This window comes from Cytobacillus praedii (assembly GCF_001439605.1).
Lineage (GTDB): Bacteria > Bacillota > Bacilli > Bacillales > Cytobacillaceae > Cytobacillus > Cytobacillus praedii.
Window position 1 is genome coordinate 112,702 of the sequence record NZ_LMBX01000003.1, and the last position, 19,101, is coordinate 131,802.

At 38.7% G+C, this 19,101-nt stretch carries 15 protein-coding genes and 1 other annotated feature; of the genes, 9 read left to right on the forward strand and 6 right to left on the reverse strand.

Annotated elements, in window-relative coordinates; all coding sequences use genetic code 11:
* Nucleotides 1-120: 120 nt before the first annotated feature.
* Nucleotides 121-1,416: a UDP-N-acetylmuramate--L-alanine ligase gene (gene murC / locus ASU02_RS04200; protein WP_057761323.1), complete on the forward strand. Its 1,296-nt coding sequence runs from the start codon at nt 121-123 to the stop codon at nt 1,414-1,416.
* A 72-nt stretch (nt 1,417-1,488) separates the two neighbouring features.
* On the opposite strand, the gene ASU02_RS04205 is transcribed toward murC, so the two are convergent.
* On the reverse strand, nt 1,489-2,604 hold the full coding sequence (locus ASU02_RS04205) for an aminopeptidase (RefSeq protein ID WP_057761325.1): 1,116 nt from the start codon (nt 2,602-2,604) through the stop codon (nt 1,489-1,491).
* 234 nt (nt 2,605-2,838) lie between these two features.
* On the opposite strand from ASU02_RS04205, the gene ASU02_RS04210 reads away from it, so the two are divergent.
* From ASU02_RS04210 to ytxJ, 3 genes are all read left to right on the forward strand, one after another.
* Nucleotides 2,839-3,315 carry a DUF948 domain-containing protein gene (locus ASU02_RS04210; protein ID WP_057761327.1) on the forward strand — a complete coding sequence of 159 codons (477 nt, stop codon included), beginning with the start codon at nt 2,839-2,841 and terminating at the stop codon, nt 3,313-3,315.
* Between the two features lie 16 nt (nt 3,316-3,331).
* On the forward strand, nt 3,332-3,802 hold the full coding sequence (locus ASU02_RS04215) for a YtxH domain-containing protein (protein ID WP_057761329.1): 471 nt from the start codon (nt 3,332-3,334) through the stop codon (nt 3,800-3,802).
* Nucleotides 3,803-3,879: 77 nt separating this feature from the next.
* Nucleotides 3,880-4,209, forward strand: a complete 330-nt coding sequence (ytxJ, locus tag ASU02_RS04220; protein ID WP_057761330.1) for a bacillithiol system redox-active protein YtxJ — start codon at nt 3,880-3,882, stop codon at nt 4,207-4,209.
* A gap of 146 nt (nt 4,210-4,355) precedes the next feature.
* Here the strand turns inward: ytxJ and ASU02_RS04225 are convergent, their stop codons facing one another.
* The gene (locus tag ASU02_RS04225) at nt 4,356-6,545 is read right to left on the reverse strand and encodes a cell division FtsA domain-containing protein (protein ID WP_057761333.1); all 2,190 of its coding nucleotides are present in this window, start codon (nt 6,543-6,545) and stop codon (nt 4,356-4,358) included.
* A gap of 363 nt (nt 6,546-6,908) precedes the next feature.
* Here ASU02_RS04225 and ASU02_RS04230 point away from each other — a divergent pair, with 363 nt between their 5' ends.
* From ASU02_RS04230 to motS, 4 genes are all read left to right on the forward strand, one after another.
* Nucleotides 6,909-7,982: a bifunctional 3-deoxy-7-phosphoheptulonate synthase/chorismate mutase gene (locus tag ASU02_RS04230; RefSeq protein ID WP_057761334.1), complete on the forward strand. Its 1,074-nt coding sequence runs from the start codon at nt 6,909-6,911 to the stop codon at nt 7,980-7,982.
* Nucleotides 7,983-8,320: 338 nt separating this feature from the next.
* Nucleotides 8,321-9,319 carry a catabolite control protein A gene (gene ccpA / locus ASU02_RS04235; RefSeq protein ID WP_057761336.1) on the forward strand — a complete coding sequence of 333 codons (999 nt, stop codon included), beginning with the start codon at nt 8,321-8,323 and terminating at the stop codon, nt 9,317-9,319.
* A gap of 46 nt (nt 9,320-9,365) precedes the next feature.
* The gene (gene motP / locus ASU02_RS04240; protein WP_057761337.1) at nt 9,366-10,184 is read left to right on the forward strand and encodes a flagellar motor protein MotP; all 819 of its coding nucleotides are present in this window, start codon (nt 9,366-9,368) and stop codon (nt 10,182-10,184) included.
* Nucleotides 10,171-10,917, forward strand: a complete 747-nt coding sequence (gene motS / locus ASU02_RS04245; protein ID WP_408607256.1) for a flagellar motor protein MotS — start codon at nt 10,171-10,173, stop codon at nt 10,915-10,917. The genes motP and motS overlap by 14 nt, the downstream gene beginning before the upstream one ends.
* A 211-nt stretch (nt 10,918-11,128) precedes the next feature.
* On the opposite strand, the gene ASU02_RS04250 is transcribed toward motS, so the two are convergent.
* Genes ASU02_RS04250 through ASU02_RS04260 form a run of 3 tightly spaced genes read right to left on the reverse strand, consistent with a single transcriptional unit; the run spans nt 11,129 to nt 13,612 of the window.
* Nucleotides 11,129-12,301 (reverse strand): acetoin utilization protein AcuC, encoded by a 1,173-nt coding sequence (locus ASU02_RS04250; RefSeq protein WP_057761339.1) that lies wholly within the window; start codon nt 12,299-12,301, stop codon nt 11,129-11,131.
* Nucleotides 12,298-12,945, reverse strand: coding sequence for an acetoin utilization AcuB family protein (locus ASU02_RS04255; RefSeq protein WP_057761342.1), 648 nt, complete (start codon nt 12,943-12,945; stop codon nt 12,298-12,300). Before ASU02_RS04255 ends, ASU02_RS04250 begins: the two co-directional genes overlap by 4 nt.
* A gap of 34 nt (nt 12,946-12,979) precedes the next feature.
* Complete coding sequence (locus ASU02_RS04260) at nt 12,980-13,612, reverse strand: GNAT family N-acetyltransferase (RefSeq protein ID WP_057761344.1); 633 nt, start codon at nt 13,610-13,612, stop codon at nt 12,980-12,982.
* A 302-nt stretch (nt 13,613-13,914) separates the two neighbouring features.
* Between ASU02_RS04260 and acsA the strand changes: the two genes are divergently transcribed.
* Complete coding sequence (gene acsA / locus ASU02_RS04265; RefSeq protein WP_057761346.1) at nt 13,915-15,633, forward strand: acetate--CoA ligase; 1,719 nt, start codon at nt 13,915-13,917, stop codon at nt 15,631-15,633.
* Between the two features lie 71 nt (nt 15,634-15,704).
* On the opposite strand, the gene ASU02_RS04270 is transcribed toward acsA, so the two are convergent.
* On the reverse strand, nt 15,705-18,632 hold the full coding sequence (locus ASU02_RS04270) for a transglycosylase domain-containing protein (RefSeq protein WP_057761348.1): 2,928 nt from the start codon (nt 18,630-18,632) through the stop codon (nt 15,705-15,707).
* A 210-nt stretch (nt 18,633-18,842) separates the two neighbouring features.
* Nucleotides 18,843-19,068 (forward strand) — a binding site (T-box leader).
* Nucleotides 19,069-19,101: the final 33 nt, after the last annotated feature.

The window sequence follows — 19,101 nt, forward strand, 5'->3', positions numbered from 1 at the left end:
AATTAATTATTCTTTTAAATTTGTTCAGCTTAAAAAGCACGTCCTATATTGGGATGTGCGCAAAAATAGATAAATGTCATATACTGTTTTACAGATATACGATGGTTGGAGGTTCTTTATATGACTATTTACCATTTCGTAGGTATTAAGGGGTCTGGAATGAGTGCCTTGGCTCAAGTTCTCCATGATATGAATTTTCAGGTGCAAGGCTCAGATTATGAAAAACATTTCTTTACTCAACTTGCCCTTGAGCAATCTGGAATAAAGATCCTTCCCTTTCAAAAGGAGAATATACAGCCAGGAATGACGATTATTGCCGGGAATGCGTTTCCGGATACTCATGAAGAAATACAAGAAGCGATGAAGCTTGGCTTGCCAATTATACGTTACCATCGCTTTCTAGGTGACTTTATGAATAACTTTACGAGTATCGGTATTACTGGTGCTCATGGGAAAACGTCAACTACAGGCTTGCTTGCACATGTAATGAAAGGTGCTAAGCCCACTTCATTCCTTATTGGAGACGGTACGGGAAGAGGAGAAGAGAATGCAGAGTATTTCGTTTTCGAAGCATGCGAATATAGAAGACATTTCTTGTCATATTTCCCTGATTACGCAATCATGACAAATATTGATTTTGATCACCCAGATTACTTTGCTAATATTGACGATGTATTTTCGGCTTTCCAGGAAATGTCATGGCAAGTAAATAAGGGTATTTTTGCATGTGGAGATGATGAACATCTTCAAAAAATCCAAGCAAAAGTTCCCGTCCTTTTTTATGGATTTGGTGAGCAAAATGATTTTCAAGCGCGAAACATTGTTAAAACAACAGAAGGAACAACATTTGATGTTTTTGTCAGAAATACTTTTTTTGAAACGTTCTCCATTCGTTCCTTTGGGGATCATAATATATTAAATTCACTAGCAGTTATTGCTATTTGCCATTATGAGGAAATCGATTCACACGTCGTTCAAGAATATCTTCAATCCTTTGAAGGGGTAAAAAGAAGGTTTTCTGAAAAAGAGATTGGAACGCAAATTATCATTGATGATTATGCACACCATCCGACAGAAATTAAAGCGACAGTCGATGCGGCAAGACAAAAGTATCCTGAACGTGAGATTGTTTGTGTTTTTCAGCCGCATACATTTACAAGAACACAAACCTTCCTTGATGATTTTGCCGAAAGCTTAAATTTAGCGGATAAAGTTTATTTATGCGAAATCTTTGGGTCTGCACGGGAAGTTCATGGACAGCTTTCCATTGAGGACTTAAAAGCAAAAATTCCTGATGCTGAAATTTTGCTTGAAGAAGAAACAGTTATTTTAAAAGCACATGATAATGCCGTTATTATTTTTATGGGGGCAGGAGATATTCAGAAGTTTCAGGAAGCTTATGAAAAACAGCTATAAAAAATGATGCAGCTAAATTAGCTGCATCATTTTTTTTGTTAGAGAAATCACTAGATCAAGTGCTTCCGCTTATTATTTTAAATTCTCAGGATTAAGTGCCTCTAGCTCAGGGATAACGAAACGGCCGTCCTTACGGATAAGGCGATCGTCAAAATAGATTTCACCGCCGCCATAATCAGGACGCTGAATATTGACCATATCCCAGTGAATATTTGATTTGTTGCCATTATATGCATCATCATACGCTTGGCCAGGAGTAAAATGGAAGCTGCCATCGATTTTTTCATCGAAAAGGATATCCTGCATCGGATGCTGGATAAAAGGATTTACGCCAATGGCGAATTCGCCGATATAACGGGCACCTTCATCTGTATTGAATATTTTATTAATTCTTTCGCTATCATTTGCTGTTGCTTCAACAATTTTTCCATCTTTAAAGGTTAATTTTACATTTTCAAATGTGAAGCCTTGATATGGAGAAGGAGTATTATATGTGATCACTCCATTCACCGAATCACGGACAGGAGCTGTATAAACTTCTCCATCAGGGATATTCATTTGCCCTGAGCATTTAATAGCTGGAATATCTTTGATTGAGAATGTTAAGTCTGTTCCAGGGCCAGTGATTTTAACTTTGTCCGTTTTATTCATTAATTCAACGAGATTGTCCATTGCTTGATCCATTTTGCCATAGTCAAGATTACATACTTTAAAGTAGAAATCTTCGAAAGCTTCTGTACTCATTTTTGCCAGCTGTGCCATTGAAGAATTTGGATATCTAAGAACAACCCATTTCGTTTTTGGTACGCGAATGTCACTATGGACCTTTCTGCCAATCGTTGAACCTTGTATTCTCATTTTTTCATCTGGCACATCCGCATGTTCATTAATGTTATCACCTGATCTAAGACCTATGTATGCATCCATTTTACTCATGACATTTGCTTCGAAATCTGCCATCATATTAAATTGCTTTTCCTGCGCTCCCATTAATAGAGCACGGTCTACTTGATGATCTTTCAGTGAAACAAATGGATAGCCGCCAGCCGCATATGCTTCTTTAACTAGCGCTGTTACAAGCTCTCTTTGCAGCCCGAAGTTCTCTATAAGAACCTTTTCTCCCTTTTGCAGGCGCACTGAATAGTTTATTAAATTTTTTGCGAGTGTTGCAATTCGAGGATCTTTCATTTTTACCCCTCCGAATAAATAATTAATATGTCACCATACTATTGTACCCGAAATAACCATTTTTGTTTATTTAAACCTACTAAATATGATAAATTTATATTTGTAATGGAAAATGTCGAAAGCAAAAGAAGGTATGTGCAGGGCAGTATGGAAATGTAATAAGGAAATGAAGGTTTATGTCGAACGAAATAGGGTAGAAAGATAGTAGTAATATTCCATTTGGAGGTGCTTTTATTGCAGATTATATTATATTTAAGTATAGCGGTTATTGCGATTGCATTTTTGATTCTTGTTATTTATTTATCTAAAACATTAAAATCTTTACAGGTAACATTAGATAGTGTATCGAAGACATTAGTTGGGTTGGAAAAACAACTAGATGGGGTAACAAGAGAAACAACCGAACTTTTACATAAAACCAATGCACTTGCAGAAGATATACAGCATAAATCTGAAAACTTGAATAGTGTAGTTGTTGCGGTTAAAGATGTAGGAGATACCGTTCGCAGTTTTAATGGTTCGATCCAAAAGGTTACTGCCTCAGTGAATAATCAATTTGAAGAAAATAAGGACAAGATTGCTGCAGTGGTTCAGTGGAGTCAGATTTTTCTTGAAATGAAAGATAAATGGAAAATGAGAAAACAAAACGAAAAGTCTATAGTGGAGGGGGAACAAGTCCTTCAGAAAAAAAGGATCAGAGGAAGAAACTAAAGGAGGAGTAATGAGTATGGGTAGTCAAGAACGAATCCAAAATGATCAAAATCAGTCGAAATCAGATGAAAGTATCAACACAAAGGATTTTTTGATTGGCGCTTTAATCGGTGGGATCGTTGGTGCTGCAACAGCTCTTTTCCTAGCGCCTAAATCCGGTAAAGAATTAAGAAGTAATATGAATGAGCAGGCTATTGTTCTAAAAGAAAAAACTGGTCAATTCCGTGAAACTGCAGTTGCAAAGGGAACAGTATTGGCTAGTGCAGCTAAGGAAAAGACAAATGCACTTACAAATACAGTCTCCAAGCAGAGTTCAGAAATCATGAATAAGGTGAAGAGCTTAAAAGCTGGTGATGAATCTCAAGCACGTACAGAGGTAACCAGTACAGGACATATTGCTTTGCCGGCACATGACTCTGAGATTCAAAAAAGACTGGAAGAAACGAAGAGGGCTTTTGATGAAACAGAGGAAAAAGTTCGTCAATAATTGATTAAATTGTATTAGAAACGGTGAAGTGATAAAATGGCTTCACCGTTATTTCTAACTAGGGGGATTGGATTACAATGCAAAGAATAAGTGAAAATGTAGCATTTGATAAGAAAGTAGAAGAAGGTAGTTTGTTTCTTTTCCTCAAGCATAGTTCAACTTGTCCGATCAGCCAGGCTGCTTATGAGGAATATGAAAAATTTGTAAATGAAAATGAGAGTGTAAAGTCATTCTATCTTGTCGTACAAGAGGATCGTCCACTATCCAATCATATTGCTGAAAACTTTCAAATTAAACATGAATCACCACAAGCGATTCTTTTTAATAATGGCAAACCGGTTTGGCATGCCTCTCATTGGAAAATTACTTATGATTCATTAGCGAAAGCATTGAAGGAAAATGAATAAGAAAAAAACATCCATTTTAAAATGGATGTTTTTTTGTGCTCTAAGAAATTATTTAAGTTGATCTAGGTTCAGACCCAGCACTTACTCCTCTTTGGTGTAAGCTAATCCTTCCAGAAGGGTACAGAACGCTTTTCTGTGAGGCTTGCTTATGCTTGCCCGGGGAGGTCAAGGCGCTTCTTCATTTCTTCTTTCGAAGGCCAGACAATTGTAAGGTCATCACCCGCCTCTAGTCTGCTATGAAAGGTTGCCTGTTCTCCATTTCTCAATAAAACAAAATTTCCGTTCGCCTGTGCGGGCATTTCAATATCAACATGACCAAATAAGTCCTGAAAAAGAAAAGGTTCTAGCTTTCGATGCTCAATGGAAATATGGTCCCCGTCCTTGATCTGATCGTTTTCTGACAGAACCGTATTTTTTCTCCTAATGATTGATATTGGCTTGTGAAGATGGATGTTTTCCCCATTAAATGAGATGGGGATTGTATGTGATAGCATAACTTGTTTCACTTCAGCTATTTCCTTAGTCGTTGGCATCTTTTTTTTCTCTATGATTATATGGTCCTTATGCTCATAGCTGTTATGTAGCTTAACCTCTATTCCATTTCGATAAACCTTGCCTGAGAATGATGGAATAAATGTTTCTTTTCCGTTTATATTCACTCTGAATGGCCGAGACTCGATTATATACTCATGCAAATTTAGGGAGATAAGCAGATCTTCAATTGTCTCTGGAATTTTGCATTCAATTACATCTCGATCTTCAACAGCATCTTCAGCTGAAACGACCTTTCCGTTACAAGTAATAATCGCTTCGATCGAATAAACTTTATCGTCTATTGTTACTTCTTTTTTGGGAATTTCATCGATTAGATCTTTTATTTGTAAATCTGCCCGCAGTCCATCCTTCCCTTTTTCAATGTGGAGCTGATCTCCATTTTCAATTTCGCTATCTAATGAACTTGCTAGTCCATTGCGCAGGATGACAGGCGCATCGCCATGACCGCCAGGAATGGTAACATTTTGACCATTTAAAGTAACAATAAGTGCTAGACCTGGCTTTCCATATAGCTTATTCATTTTTATTCCGGCAGCAAGCAAACATTCGCCAACAGTCAGTTTCTTGACTTCGAATAATCTGACAGGCTGTTCATTCACATAAACCGTTTTGTATTGCACAGGTGAGTGATGTGCGGCAATGGCAATCCCAATTGGTGTAACAAGTTCTGGTCCTTGTGTTATATGATTAGCGATTGTTAATGAACGAATAGCATCGATTCCCCTAATTGCAACCCTGTTTTCAGGGAGATTTAGTTTCTCAGCAACTCTTTTTGGCAATTCGGGCGTGAGACTGCCACCGCCGACAAGCATAACTGCTTTAGGCGGTTTATTATTATTCAGCTCCATTATTTCATTGCAAATCGATGAAGCAAGCCGATCAAGAACAGGAGAAATTTGTGACACGAGATCTTCTTTTCTCACATCAGTCTCAAATCCTAGTATATCTGTAACTGTTATTGTATCATTCTTATATAATTCCCTTTTTGCCTCTTCTGCAAAGGGGAAATCTAAAAGTAATTGATCGCTAATTGCTTCAGTTATTTCGTCACCAGCGACAGGAACCATTCCATAAGCAATGACAGTTCCTAGGTCTGTTATGGCAATATCAGATGTCCCTGCACCGATATCAACTAATGCAACATTTAGTCGGCGCATTGAGGGAGGAATTAATACATGTATGGCTGCGATTGGTTCAAGTGTTAATGCTTCCATTTCAAGACCAGCTCTGTGAAGGGCAGATAGCAGCGATTCAACAACTACCTTTGGCAAGAATGTAGCTATAATTTCAACTGAAGCTTCTTTTCCTTGCTGATCAATTAAATTGCCAATCTCTTCTCCGTCGAGACGGTAATAAAGAACAGAGTAGCCAACACAATAATAATAAAAGCTCTGCTCGGATTCATGTTTCTCTGCGACAAAAGATTGCGCTTGCTGGACTGCTGAAAGTTCGAGGTGGAGAATATCCTGGTTTTTAATGAGCGGTTTGCCATTTATATCGATCGTTACTTTTGAACGTTCGGTTTTTAACGCTCTCCCGGCAGCAGCTACACAAACCTTTTTCAGTGGACCATGTTTTTCCTCGAGCTTTTGTTTAATTTCAGTAATAATTTTCGATACGGATAAGACATCATGTATTTGTCCGTCAAGCATTGCACGCTCAGTATGCTCTTTAACTAGACTATCTATAACATGGTAGTGTCCATCTTGTTCTTCTAGAATAATACCGATTACAGAACGTGTGCCAATATCTAAGGCAAATAGCTTTTTATGTTCTAGCAAAGGAAACACCTTCTTCATAGTTCATTAGTCACTTTATCGCTTAAAAGCGTTTAATTAATAAAGAAAATATTAGTGACATACTCAGATAATTCATATATAATAACTCTAATTATTTAAAATGTAACACATAATATCGGGTCGATAAAGAAGAAAAGCGCAAGTGCCTTATTCGTCGCTGTACAAACTGGAAGGGGATCTTCCTTTCGATAAAGGTAACATGGTGAGCGTGAGCAAACTAATGTTTGGCTTTAGCGCAGGGCGAAGACCTGAAGTCTGATAGGCGATAGGCTCTAACGCTAGACAATATCAGAGGAACACTCTTTTTCTGACTCAACATTTAAAAATGGAAAGGAAGGGATTGTAATGAGTAAGGAACTTGATCAGCTACGTAATCGTGTCGATGAACTAAACCTACAGCTTTTATCACTAATTAATGAAAGAGCTAAGCTTGTTCAGGAAATTGGAAAGGCGAAGGAAACACAGGGGGTTTATCGTTATGATCCTGTCCGTGAGAGAAAAATGCTTGATCAGATTAAGGAACATAATGATGGGCCATTTGAAAACTCGACCATTGAGCATGTGTTTAAAGAAATTTTCAAAGCTGGCTTAGAGCTTCAGGAAGATGATCATCGCAAGGCTCTATTAGTTTCTAGGAAAAAGAAACCGGAAAACACAATTGTTGAACTTAAAGGAGAAAGAATAGGGGATGGGAAGCCGCATTTAGTTTTTGGGCCATGTGCGGTGGAATCCTATGAGCAAGTAGCGACTGTTGCTGATGCTGTAAGAGGAAAAGGGCTTAAGCTGCTGCGTGGAGGGGCCTTTAAACCAAGGACTTCTCCTTATGATTTTCAAGGTCTTGGCTTAGAAGGACTAAAAATCTTGAAAAGAATAGGCGATGAATTTGATCTTGCTGTTATTAGTGAAATTGTCAGCCCAGCTGATATTGAAGTAGCAGTGGACTATCTTGACGTCATTCAAATTGGCGCAAGAAATATGCAAAACTTTGAACTGTTGAAGGCAGCCGGAGCAGTAAATAAACCAATCCTTTTAAAACGAGGAATTTCGGCAACAATTGAAGAATTCATAAATGCAGCTGAGTATATTATGGCTCAAGGTAACGGGCAAATTATTCTATGTGAACGTGGAATACGGACGTATGAACGAGCAACAAGAAATACGCTTGATATTTCCGCTGTTCCAATTTTGAAGCAAGAAACCCATTTACCAGTATTAGTTGATGTTACACATTCGACTGGAAGACGTGACTTGCTTCTCCCAGCAGCTAAGGCAGCTCTTGCGATTGGTGCTGACGGGGTAATGGCTGAAGTTCACCCAGATCCAGCTGTTGCGTTATCAGATAATGCACAGCAAATGGATTTAAAGCAATTTGATGAATTTATGAACGAACTACGATCATTTGCATTTGCCAGAGTTTAAATATTGAAAGCCTTCTGCATCGTGTAGAAGGCTTTTTCTATTGAGAATAAGAAATATAATATGTTTCGAATTGGAAAACGGACTAGTGCAAGCGGCTACAGCCAGATTCAAAGATCCTCCAATACGGGAATGTTCATGGGGCGTACGCTTTTCTTATTATGTATTTTTTATAAAAAAACAAGTCTTTACATTGCGGCTTGTCAATTACTGTCGTATGATTGAATACATAATTATACATATATTTTTAATCAGATTCGAAGAGAATGACTAGGCTGCTGCAGCTTGCAGTAAACTATGATAAACCATATGGATCGTTATTAGAATAAGGAGTGGGAAATATGAATGTAACAATATATGATGTGGCAAGAGAAGCCAATGTATCCATGGCAACGGTTTCAAGGGTTGTTAATGGAAATCCTAATGTGAAGCCAGCAACCCGAAAGAAAGTATTAGAGGTAATTGAAAACCTAGGCTATCGTCCAAATGCTGTTGCCCGCGGTCTTGCTAGTAAAAAAACAACAACTGTTGGCGTAATTATTCCTGATATATCTAGTACATTTTTTGCTGAGCTAGCCAGAGGAATTGAAGATATCGCGACGATGTACAAATATAATATTATTCTTAGCAATTCAGATCAAAACTTGGATAAAGAACTGCGTTTATTAAACACAATGCTTGGAAAACAAGTGGATGGAATTGTATTTATGGGAGGAAATATTACATCAGAACTAGTTGAGGAATTTGAAAAATCTCCAGTACCGATCGTACTTGCTGGTTCTATTGAAGAAAGCGAGAAAATCCCGTCAGTAAATATTGACTATGAACAAGCAGTATATGATGCGATTCATTCGTTTATCGAAAAGGGTCATAAGGAAATAGCGATTGCAATTGGACCTTTAGCAGAGCCAATTAACCGGGATAAAAAATTGGCAGGATACAAACGAGCACTTGATGAAGCAGGAATTAAATACAAAGAAGACTTTGTCGTAGAAGGGGATTATACTTATGATTCCGGGATAGAAGTATTTGAAAAGCTACTGGAACAAAATACAAAGCCAACTGCGATCTTTTCAGGATCAGATGAAATGGCCATAGGAGTTGTTCATGGTGCAGAGGATAGAGGTTTCAAAATTCCCGATGACTTCGAAGTGATTAGTTCGGATAATACTCGTTTATCATTAATGGTAAGGCCACAGCTCACTACTGTTGTGCAGCCTTTATATGATATTGGTGCAGTTGCAATGAGACTCCTTACAAAATTAATGAATAAAGAAGAAATCTCCGATCATATTATTGTTCTTCCTCATCGAATCGAACAACGAAACTCAACTAAATAATAGAAAAACAGATAAAACATATTTTTAAATGATCGGGAGAGGGAATATGAAAAGGTTTGATGCGTTAACACCCATTGGATTACTCGTTGGTTTTGGAATGCTTATTTTTGGAGTTATCACAAACGGAGGGATTAGTGGATTTCTTTCGTTTGTTGATCCTGCCTCTATGTTAATAGTTGTTGGCGGTCTTCTCGCTGGATTGCTTGTAAGCTTCCCGCTAAAAGATATGAAGCATATGTTCACAGTGATTAGGCATGGATTTTCACATAATGAGCAAAATTTAAGCGGCTTAATTAAGACATTTGTTCATCTATCTGACCGTGCACGACGAGAAGGATTATTATCGTTAGAAACACAATTGGATGGGATTGATGATCCTTTCATACGAAAGGGCATATTACTTGCAGTTGATGGAATTGAGCCAGATGTGATTAACGATATTATGAATGCAGAAATAGTAGCAATGGAAGAAAGGCATAGAAAGGGCAGAAGTATTCTAGAAAAGGCTGGAGAATATGCTCCGGCATGGGGGATGATCGGTACCCTGATCGGATTAGTTCTTATGTTAAAAAGTCTGAATGATCCATCCTCTTTAGGTCCTAATATGGCAATAGCTTTATTAACTACCTTATATGGAACGCTGTTAGCCAATTTATTTTTCCTGCCGTTAGCTTCAAAGCTTGCCCTAAAGACAGAACAAGAAGTGTTTTTTAAGCAAATCATTATTGAGGGTGTTATCGGTGTGCAATCTGGTCAGAACCCGAAACTATTAGAGGAGAAATTAAGTGCTTTTCTATCCTCTAAAGAGCGAAAAGAAGCGATTCATGTGATGAATTCAGGGGAGGCTCTGGATGATGAAGCTTAAGAGAAGACCGGCCGGGCAAGCGAAAGGAGCCCCTGGATGGATGGTCACATTCTCTGATCTGGTTACACTTATATTAGTTTTTTTTATTTTACTATTTTCAATGTCCCAAATTGATATGATTAAATTTAAAGCAATAACGGAATCATTTCAGGAGCATTTTTTTGATTTCTATCCTTCAATGGTCCCGTTAGATAACCCTGCTGTGGGAGAGACGGATTCGCCTGAGAAAGATAGTGGGAATGATATGTCTGAGGAATCCTTACAGAATTTATTAACCGAAGTACAAAGTTTCTTAGACAAAAATGGCTTAGATGATGTAATAATTGCCAATCGGACGGAACGTGGAGTCGTTCTTGTACTGCAAGAGCAGGTTCTATTTGATCCAGGGCAAGCGACCCTTCTGGGGGATTCACATGCCTTTTTAAATAAAGTAGGCGAGCTTTTGGTGAAACTGCCTAATTTAGTTAAGGTGGAAGGACATACAGATGATATTCCAATGAGTTCCTTTAGATACCCATCCAATTGGGAGCTTTCAGCTGCAAGGGCTAGCAGTGTAATAAATTATCTGATGGCTAATCACCAGCTTGACAGCCGAAGGTTTATCGCAGTAGGTTATGCAGATACAAGACCAATTGTATCCAACGATAGCCCGGAGAATCGTCAGAAAAACCGCCGGGTAGAAATTATTATTTCAGATCCAAAATATAGTGAAGATGATCTAGTTTCAAAATAAAAAGGACCCATTCGGTCCTTTTTATTATTATTAGAAAATACACCTGAGGAAACAGAGAATTGCCTTGTATAAGCGTCCTATCGCCTACCAAACATCTGGTCCACTCCAAGCGATAAGTCAATATCTATTCGCTTCTCACTTGGTGTCTCCTTCATTGAAAGAACCGTCCCTTCTGCGATTGTAGGTGATGATCAAGGTGCTTTCGCTTTTCTTATATTGATTCAGTTTTTTTCTGATTCCTAATTGGGTACAGTGCTTTTTCTAATGTTTGCTTATTTTTTTCGGTTATTTCTAATTTACGTGGGATTGGCTTGTACATATCTTCCGGATCATCCCACTTAACAGGCAGCGGGATTGGTGCTTGATCCTTCCATCTATTGGTCCATCCGGACGGCAAACTGCCATAACAATTTGAGTTTTCAGTCATTTCCAGCCAGATTAATGCCCAAGCTCGGGGAACAACACGCCAGATGTCATAGCCGCCGCCTCCAACAGCTATCCATTTTCCATCGCAATACTGATGGGCAATTTCGTGTGCGAGTTTTGGAATTTCACGATAAATGTTCATAGTTGCTGATAAATGAGTAAGGGGATCATGAAAATGTGAGTCAGCACCGTTTTGAGTAAGGATGACATCGGGTTTGAAAAATTCAGCTACCTCTCTAATGGATGTGCGATATACATCAAGCCAAGATTCATCTTCAGTAAACGCATCAAGCGGAATATTAAAAGAATATCCGTATCCGTTTCCCTGACCTCTTTCATTTACATTTCCGGTCCCTGGAAATAAATATCTGCCCGTTTCATGAATGGAAAGTGTACAAACATTCGGGTCATCATAAAAGGACCACTGCACACCATCTCCATGATGGGCATCTGTATCAATATAGAGTACTCTTGCTTTATATTTTTCTTGAATATACTTAATAGCAACTGAACTGTCATTGTACACACAAAAGCCGGATGCCTTCCCCCGGAAACCATGGTGTAATCCCCCGCCTAAATGAAGGGCATGTCTGGCTTTTCCGCTCATGACCAAGTCAACCGCTGTTAGTGTTCCTCCTACGAGTAATGAACTCGCTTCATGCATATTTTGAAAGATCGGAACATCCTCTGTGCCAAGTCCATAATTATCTGCTTGTTCAGCAGACAGCTGGCCGATTCCCGCGAGCTTGACTGCATGAATATATCTAGGGTCATGAATTAATTGCAGCTCATCGTCTGACGCAGGACGCGGAGGAATGAGCTGATCATCCCGAATCGCCTGCAAATCTTGAAGTAATTCAAGTGTTAATTTGATTCTTATTTGATTAAAGGGATGATTTGTATTGAATTTGTAGCTCAGCAAATCCTCTGAATAAATGAAAACTGAATCCTTCATCATGATGACATCCCTGGATAATTGGGCCATAGAACTTGAAGACCAGCATTTTTTAAATCCTCTATTAATGAAAGAGGGTTCATCGTTTGAAGCCTTATGACAATAATTTTATATTTTTCATCACTTTTATCAGGATAGACGAGGACACTTTGAATATTCGCATTTTTATTTCTAATTACAGATGAAATTTCATGGAGCATTCCTGTTTTGTTTGGAACTCTTACCTCAATTTGAGAGCCTGGCTGGTGTGCACCAGTTAATTCAACTAACGTTCGAAGCAAATCTGTTTCTGTTACTATCCCAATTAATTTTTTATTGTTTACAATAGGCAGGCAGCCAATCCGATGCTCATATAAAATAGCGGAGATTTCTTCAACAAAGTCAAGCGGATGCCCTGTAATTACATCTGTTTTCATAATCATTTTCAGTGGGTTTTGTAATCCGGCTTTAAACTTCTCCGTATCAAATATGGACGGTGTTGCATCACGGATATCTCTATCTGTGACTAGGCCAACTAAATGCTGTTCGATATTTACTATAGGAAGATGACGAATTTTCTTTTCACCCATTAATCGAATAGCATCTGCTATACTATCATTCTCAAATAATGTAATAACGTTCTTCTTCATAATTTCTTCAACAATCACTTACGACCCCTCCATTCTAAAAATGATGGCAATTCTAGTACATAAATCTGTTCATGAAGCGGAGACGGTCAAACCTCTGAACGGATTCTAAATCGACGCTTTTGCCAATTTTGGCCATTAAACAATTAGCAGGATGTGAACTGATTTCAGGATCATCTGTCGCATACCAGACAAGACCGCCAGCATTCATCATTTTCTCCATTATTTTTCGGTATTCCCATACATTTAATCCTGTGCCCTTTAGGTCCCAGTGCCAATAATATTCCGTAGTGATGGTGATATAATCTTCCATTGCGTCATCCATCATTGAAACCTTCAATAAGTTCTTGCCTGTTCCAGATCCTCTGAATTCAGGTATTACCTCAATTGCCCCTAGTTCAATTAAGTTTTCCATTTTTCCCTCAGACCATCTTTCTAGTGGATCAGGATACACATAGGTAACGTAACCGATAATCATATCTCTGCTTCGAGCAACAATAATTCTTCCTTCAGGAAGACCGGCAATTTCGATGAGCGCTTTTTTTTGCTGTTCTGATGGACGAAAGGCTGTTAAATCTTTATGAAACTCGTATCCCATTAATTTTTCCGGTGAGATAGGACCTTCGATAAGCACTGGTCCCCTAGGAGTCTTGATTTCTTTCGCATTATACGTTTTTCGATGTTCCATTTATACACCGCCTATAAATATGATTATGAGTAATTCTATTATACATAATAACTTGCATTTTTAAGCGCTTTCAATTGATTTTCCATCGTATTCAGATTTTTTTGTGACAATTATGGATCTATTCTACTAAGTAATTAAAAAAATGACGAGAGAATTTTTTTAAAATTGAGAATTGATTGAACTTATACTATAATAGTAAACAATTAAGAAATGCAAGAGGGCCCTGCTTACTCTTGAATAATCTTTCTTACATAGGAAATGGGAAGGGCTGAAGTTATTTTTTATTTAAAGGGGGATTTTTTATGAAAGTGGAAGCGCTGCCAGCAACTAAAGGGGACTATAATCTTAAAAATTATGATGAATTGTACAACAACTTCGATTGGAAGGATGTTGAGAAAGAATTTTCTTGGCATAAAACGGGCCTTGTGAATATGGCCTATGAGGCAATTGACCGGCATGCTGAAACCTACAGAAAAAATAAGATTGCTCTTTATTTCAGGGACGGCTTAAGGAAAGAAAAGTATACGTTTAAAGAGATGAAGGAGTTTTCGAACAAAGCGGGAAATGCTTTGAAAGCATATGGAGATGTTGAAAAAGGTGATAGGGTATTTATCTTTATGCCACGCTCTCCAGAGCTGTATTTCGCTGCTTTAGGTGCAATAAAGCTTGGTGCAATTGTTGGGCCATTATTTGAAGCGTTCATGGAGGGAGCCGTACGTGATCGATTAGAGGATAGTGAAGCAAAGGTTCTGATTACAACACCAGATCTATTAAAACGTGTTCCTGTCGATGAGCTTCCATCATTAAAAACTATTTTCCTAGTAGGAGAAAATATTGTTGAGGACGGACCATATGTAGATTTTAATAAACGATCTGCGGAAGCAAGCAATAAGCTTTCAATCGAGTGGGTTGAGCGGACAGATGGTCTTATTCTTCATTATACTTCTGGCTCCACAGGTAAGCCCAAAGGGGTTCTTCATGTTCATAATGCAATGATTCAGCATTATCAAACAGCCAAATGGGTGCTTGATTTACAAGAGGATGATATTTACTGGTGCACAGCCGATCCGGGTTGGGTTACAGGCACATCCTATGGGATGTTTGGGCCATGGTTAGCGGGAGCATCAAATGTAATTATCGGAGGAAGATTTAACCCGGAATCATGGTATAAAATGATTGAAGAATATGGCGTTTCTGTATGGTATAGTGCACCAACTGCATTTAGAATGCTAATGGGTGCTGGAGATGAGATTGTTAAGAGATTCGACCTGAGCACTCTTCGTCATGTTGTGAGTGTCGGGGAGCCACTGAACCCAGAGGTTATTAAATGGGGGATGAAGGTTTTCCAATTAAGAATTCATGATACATGGTGGATGACAGAAACGGGAGGGCTGTTAATCTGTAATTATCCTTGCTTGGAAGTTAAACCTGGGTCGATGGGGAAACCAATTCCTGGAGTAGCTGCTGCAATTGTGGATGATCAAGGAAATGTGCTGCCTCCATATCGCATGGGGAACTTAGCCATTAAAAAGGGCTGGCCAGCGATGATGCATACGATCTGGAATAATAAACAGAAGTATGAATCTTACTTCATGCCGGATGATTGGTATGTCTCTGGTGATTCTGCCTATATGGATGAAGCAGGCTATTTCTGGTTCCAGGGACGGGTAGATGACGTTATTATGACTTCAGGTGAGCGGGTTGGCCCATTTGAAGTAGAAAGCAAGCTGCTCGAGCATCCAGCTGTTGCAGAGGCCGGTGTTATCGGCAAGCCTGACCCTGTAAGAGGAGAAATTATAAAAGCATTTATTGCGCTGCTGGACGGTCATGAACCATCGGAGGAATTAATTGAGGATATTCGCCAATTTGTGAAAAAAGGACTTGCTGCACATGCTGCACCACGCGAAATTGAATTTCGTGATAAACTGCCAAAAACAAGAAGTGGAAAGATTATGCGCCGGGTATTAAAGGCATGGGAGCTAGATCTTCCGACTGGCGACCTATCGACAATGGAAGACTAATCAAAAGTAAATAAATGAAAAGAACCGCGACCAATATGGTGCGGTTCTTTTCATTTATTTATCTTTACCGATTACTCGTTACTCGGAGGAGGAGGTTCTGTGCCTTCCTCATGATCTCCATTTCCATCTCCATCACCATCACCAGGTGCAGTACCAGATCCATCAGAATTTTTATTCCCGCTTTCACCAGGAGGATCCTTTGGTTTTTCCTCTACTGGAGGTGTAGTTACATCTTGTTCTTTTTCTGGTGGTTTTCCAAGCTGGATGATATTGGATGGCGGAGATTCTTTTCCTGCAATATCTACTGCAGTTACATAATATTCGCCATTTGATGCACTAAATGATAACGGATGCCCAGCGGAAATACTGCTTACTTTCTTTGCTCCGCCCTCTGTCTTTTGGTAGACACGGTATCCGATTACATCTCCTTCAGGATGTTTGCTCCAGGTAATAAGGGAATCTTTTCCGCTGATGCTTGGTGCACCAGGATTTTTTCCATTTTCCGAAAGCTTTGATTCTGCAACAAGGAGATTTCCCCATCTGTCTAACTTAGGTATTAATTTTGTCGTATCCTTAATTGGAATTCCATATTTATCCTCAAAGTACTTTGGACTTAATAAAACGCCAGAGGATGTAAACTCTTCAGGAGTACTCGCCAATGCCATATAGCGATTTTCCCCAATTTGAACATATCTTCCATCTGCAAAGCTGTTATCAGAGCCGGAAGGAACAAATTTTGAGTTATACCAATCTGATTCAACAAGGCCTGCTTTTGAACAAGCCTCTGAAGGAAGAAGACCAGATGCTGCACAATAGGATCTGCGCACGATCCCGCCAGGCATTTTGAATTGTTCTTCAGGATCGACAATTCCTGGAGCTACATCGTAAGCTGCGTTCATTAAGTGTGCCCATAAATAGATGGTCCGCGGGCTATGATGAATTCCTTTGTAACGAAGCTCTAACGCTTTTGGTGTATCATATCCAGTCCAGACACCGAAGCTTACATTAGGGTTTACAGCTACGAACCAAGTATCCTTTAAATCCTGACCTGTTCCAGTCTTTCCAGCCCAATCTGAGCTGAACTTCAATCGGCTTTTTAACGAATTAGCCGTCCCGCTTTTTACAACATCTCTCATCATATCAATCGTTAACCAAGCGGTTTGAGGACTAAATACTTCTACTGGCTTTACCTCATGCTGATAAATGATATTTCCTGAATTATCAACGATCTTTTCAATAATATAACTATCAATGAACTTTCCGTTATTAGCAAATGTTCCGAAAGCGTTGACGTTTTCTTCAACAGTGACACCATTTGTGATCCCTCCAAGAGCGAGAGAAGGATTATGATAATCACTTTCAATCACTGATGAGAATCCCATTTTTTCTAAATATTGGGCTGGGCGCTGATCCATAATTGTTTTGTAGGTCAGCATGGCCGGCACATTATAAGACATCTTCAATGCATGGCGAGCAGATACTAATCCACTGTAACGCTTATCATAGTTTGTTGGATAAGGAACACCAGGCTTTGAAGGATTTAAGTATACTGGGACGTCAGGAATGACTGTTCCAGGTGCGACTGCACCAAGCTCCATCGCGGGAGCGTAAACTACTAAGGGTTTCATTGTTGAACCGTTTGGTCTTTCTGTATCTGTAGCATGGTTAAGCTGCTTTGCTTCATAATCTCTTCCGCCAACAAAAGAAAGGATTTTCCCAGTGCTGTTTTCAATTAGAACTGCACCAAGCTGAACAGGTTCAATTACTTCTTTGCTTTCTCCAGTTTCAGGATCTTTGATAATTTCTACTTTATCGCTGCCATAATATTGATAGCTATCCTTTGCAGCTTGCATGGCATCATATATTTCTTTATTTATCGTCGTATGAATTTGATAGCCGTTCTGCCTTAAATTTCGGTCAGCGAGAATTTTGTACTCATTTTTAAGCTCGCTATCCTCTTTTAAATCCACTTCATCATAGCCATCTTTTTCCGCTAAAATAAGTGACATTACTTCTGCTGCACGTTTTTCGATTTCCATTGTTAAATATGGATATTTTTCAACTGAACTTTCAACACGTGGGATGAAATCCTTCTTAATATCATAGGCAACTGCCTCATTATATTGTTTCTGATCTATTCTTCCATTATCAAACATTCTTTGCAGAACGGTTTTCATCCTTGTTAATCCTGGCTCCATCCCTTCGGGGGACTTTAGCTCTCCACCTTGTGTATAAGGGGTATAACCGAATGGGCTTTGAGGAAGACCTGCAATAAACGCAGCTTGTGGAAGATTTAATTCCTTTGCATTCACACCAAATAACCCTTTTGCTGCTGACTGAACACCAGCAATGTTTCTGCCAGAGGAGTTTCTTCCGAATGTTGAAACATTTAAGTAGGCTTCTAAAATTTCTTTCTTATCAAAGAATTTTTCAAGACGAAGAGCAAGCAATATTTCTTTTGCCTTTCGTTCAAAAGAAACTTCATTTGTCAGCAATTGGTTTTTAATTAACTGCTGTGTCAGTGTACTTCCGCCAGATTGGACGGATGAATTGGTTACTTCCTGGAAAATAGCACGCATAATCGCTTTAGGAACAACACCGTCATGCTCATAAAAATATTCATCTTCTGTTGCAATAACAGCATCTATGACGTGCTGGGAAACATCTTCTAGTTTGACTTCTTCACGCTCTAAATCGGTTCGAAGCTTACCGAGGTATACATTTTCAGAAAAATATAATTCGGATGTTTCTTCATAGTTATAAATATCCTTTTTCATGTTTTCATATGGCCGTATTTGCTCATCTTTCACTAGAGAAGCAAAATAGCCAGCACCAACGCCGCCAGCAAACGATCCCCCAAGAACGATTAAAATAATAAATAACAAGACAAGATTCCATGTTACTTGGAAGGTAATGCTTGCACCCTTTGTTGTTTTTTTATTTGTAAAAATAGAAAGCCATGATTTCAATTTATCCAAAAGGTTCCGGTTTTCTTTCATTCAATCATCCCCCTAAAATCACATACATTATAGCATAAACTGGCATACTATTATGACAAGGTTCGCTTTTTTTCAGAAATTCCCTTCTTTTTGTTTGTCGATTGAAATGTGTATTAAGTTTCAATATTTAAAGAAATATTTCATAATTTCACTTGTTGACATTTGTTTGCTATATATGATAAAAATGATGCTATATCCTAAAAAAATATTTTATAAGCATTGACGGGATCCCAAGTAGTGCTTCTATCTCTGTTTCAGAAAGCTGACGGCTGCTGCGAGTCAGTACATGTAGAAGGATGAATTACCTCCCTGAGCTTTCACTGTCAATTTGCATTGTAATAGTAGCAGTGAACGGTTATCCGTTATCGTGTAAGAGTGGAGGATTTATTTGTCCTCAATTTGGGTGGTACCGCGCAAATAAATATGCGTCCCTGCATTTATGCAGGGGCGTTTTTTTGTTTTTAGGAAA

What these genes read in the sequence shown, in the direction of transcription:
- murC (WP_057761323.1), top strand. Translation starts at nt 121, where the DNA reads ATGACTATTTACCATTTCGTAGGTATTAAGGGGTCTGGAATGAGTGCC.
- ASU02_RS04205 (WP_057761325.1), bottom strand. Translation starts at nt 2,604, where the DNA reads ATGAAAGATCCTCGAATTGCAACACTCGCAAAAAATTTAATAAACTAT.
- ASU02_RS04215 (WP_057761329.1), top strand. Translation starts at nt 3,332, where the DNA reads ATGGGTAGTCAAGAACGAATCCAAAATGATCAAAATCAGTCGAAATCA.
- ytxJ (WP_057761330.1), top strand. Translation starts at nt 3,880, where the DNA reads ATGCAAAGAATAAGTGAAAATGTAGCATTTGATAAGAAAGTAGAAGAA.
- ASU02_RS04230 (WP_057761334.1), top strand. Translation starts at nt 6,909, where the DNA reads ATGAGTAAGGAACTTGATCAGCTACGTAATCGTGTCGATGAACTAAAC.
- ccpA (WP_057761336.1), top strand. Translation starts at nt 8,321, where the DNA reads ATGAATGTAACAATATATGATGTGGCAAGAGAAGCCAATGTATCCATG.
- motP (WP_057761337.1), top strand. Translation starts at nt 9,366, where the DNA reads ATGAAAAGGTTTGATGCGTTAACACCCATTGGATTACTCGTTGGTTTT.
- motS (WP_408607256.1), top strand. Translation starts at nt 10,171, where the DNA reads ATGATGAAGCTTAAGAGAAGACCGGCCGGGCAAGCGAAAGGAGCCCCT.
- ASU02_RS04250 (WP_057761339.1), bottom strand. Translation starts at nt 12,301, where the DNA reads ATGATGAAGGATTCAGTTTTCATTTATTCAGAGGATTTGCTGAGCTAC.
- ASU02_RS04260 (WP_057761344.1), bottom strand. Translation starts at nt 13,612, where the DNA reads ATGGAACATCGAAAAACGTATAATGCGAAAGAAATCAAGACTCCTAGG.
- acsA (WP_057761346.1), top strand. Translation starts at nt 13,915, where the DNA reads ATGAAAGTGGAAGCGCTGCCAGCAACTAAAGGGGACTATAATCTTAAA.
- ASU02_RS04270 (WP_057761348.1), bottom strand. Translation starts at nt 18,632, where the DNA reads ATGAAAGAAAACCGGAACCTTTTGGATAAATTGAAATCATGGCTTTCT.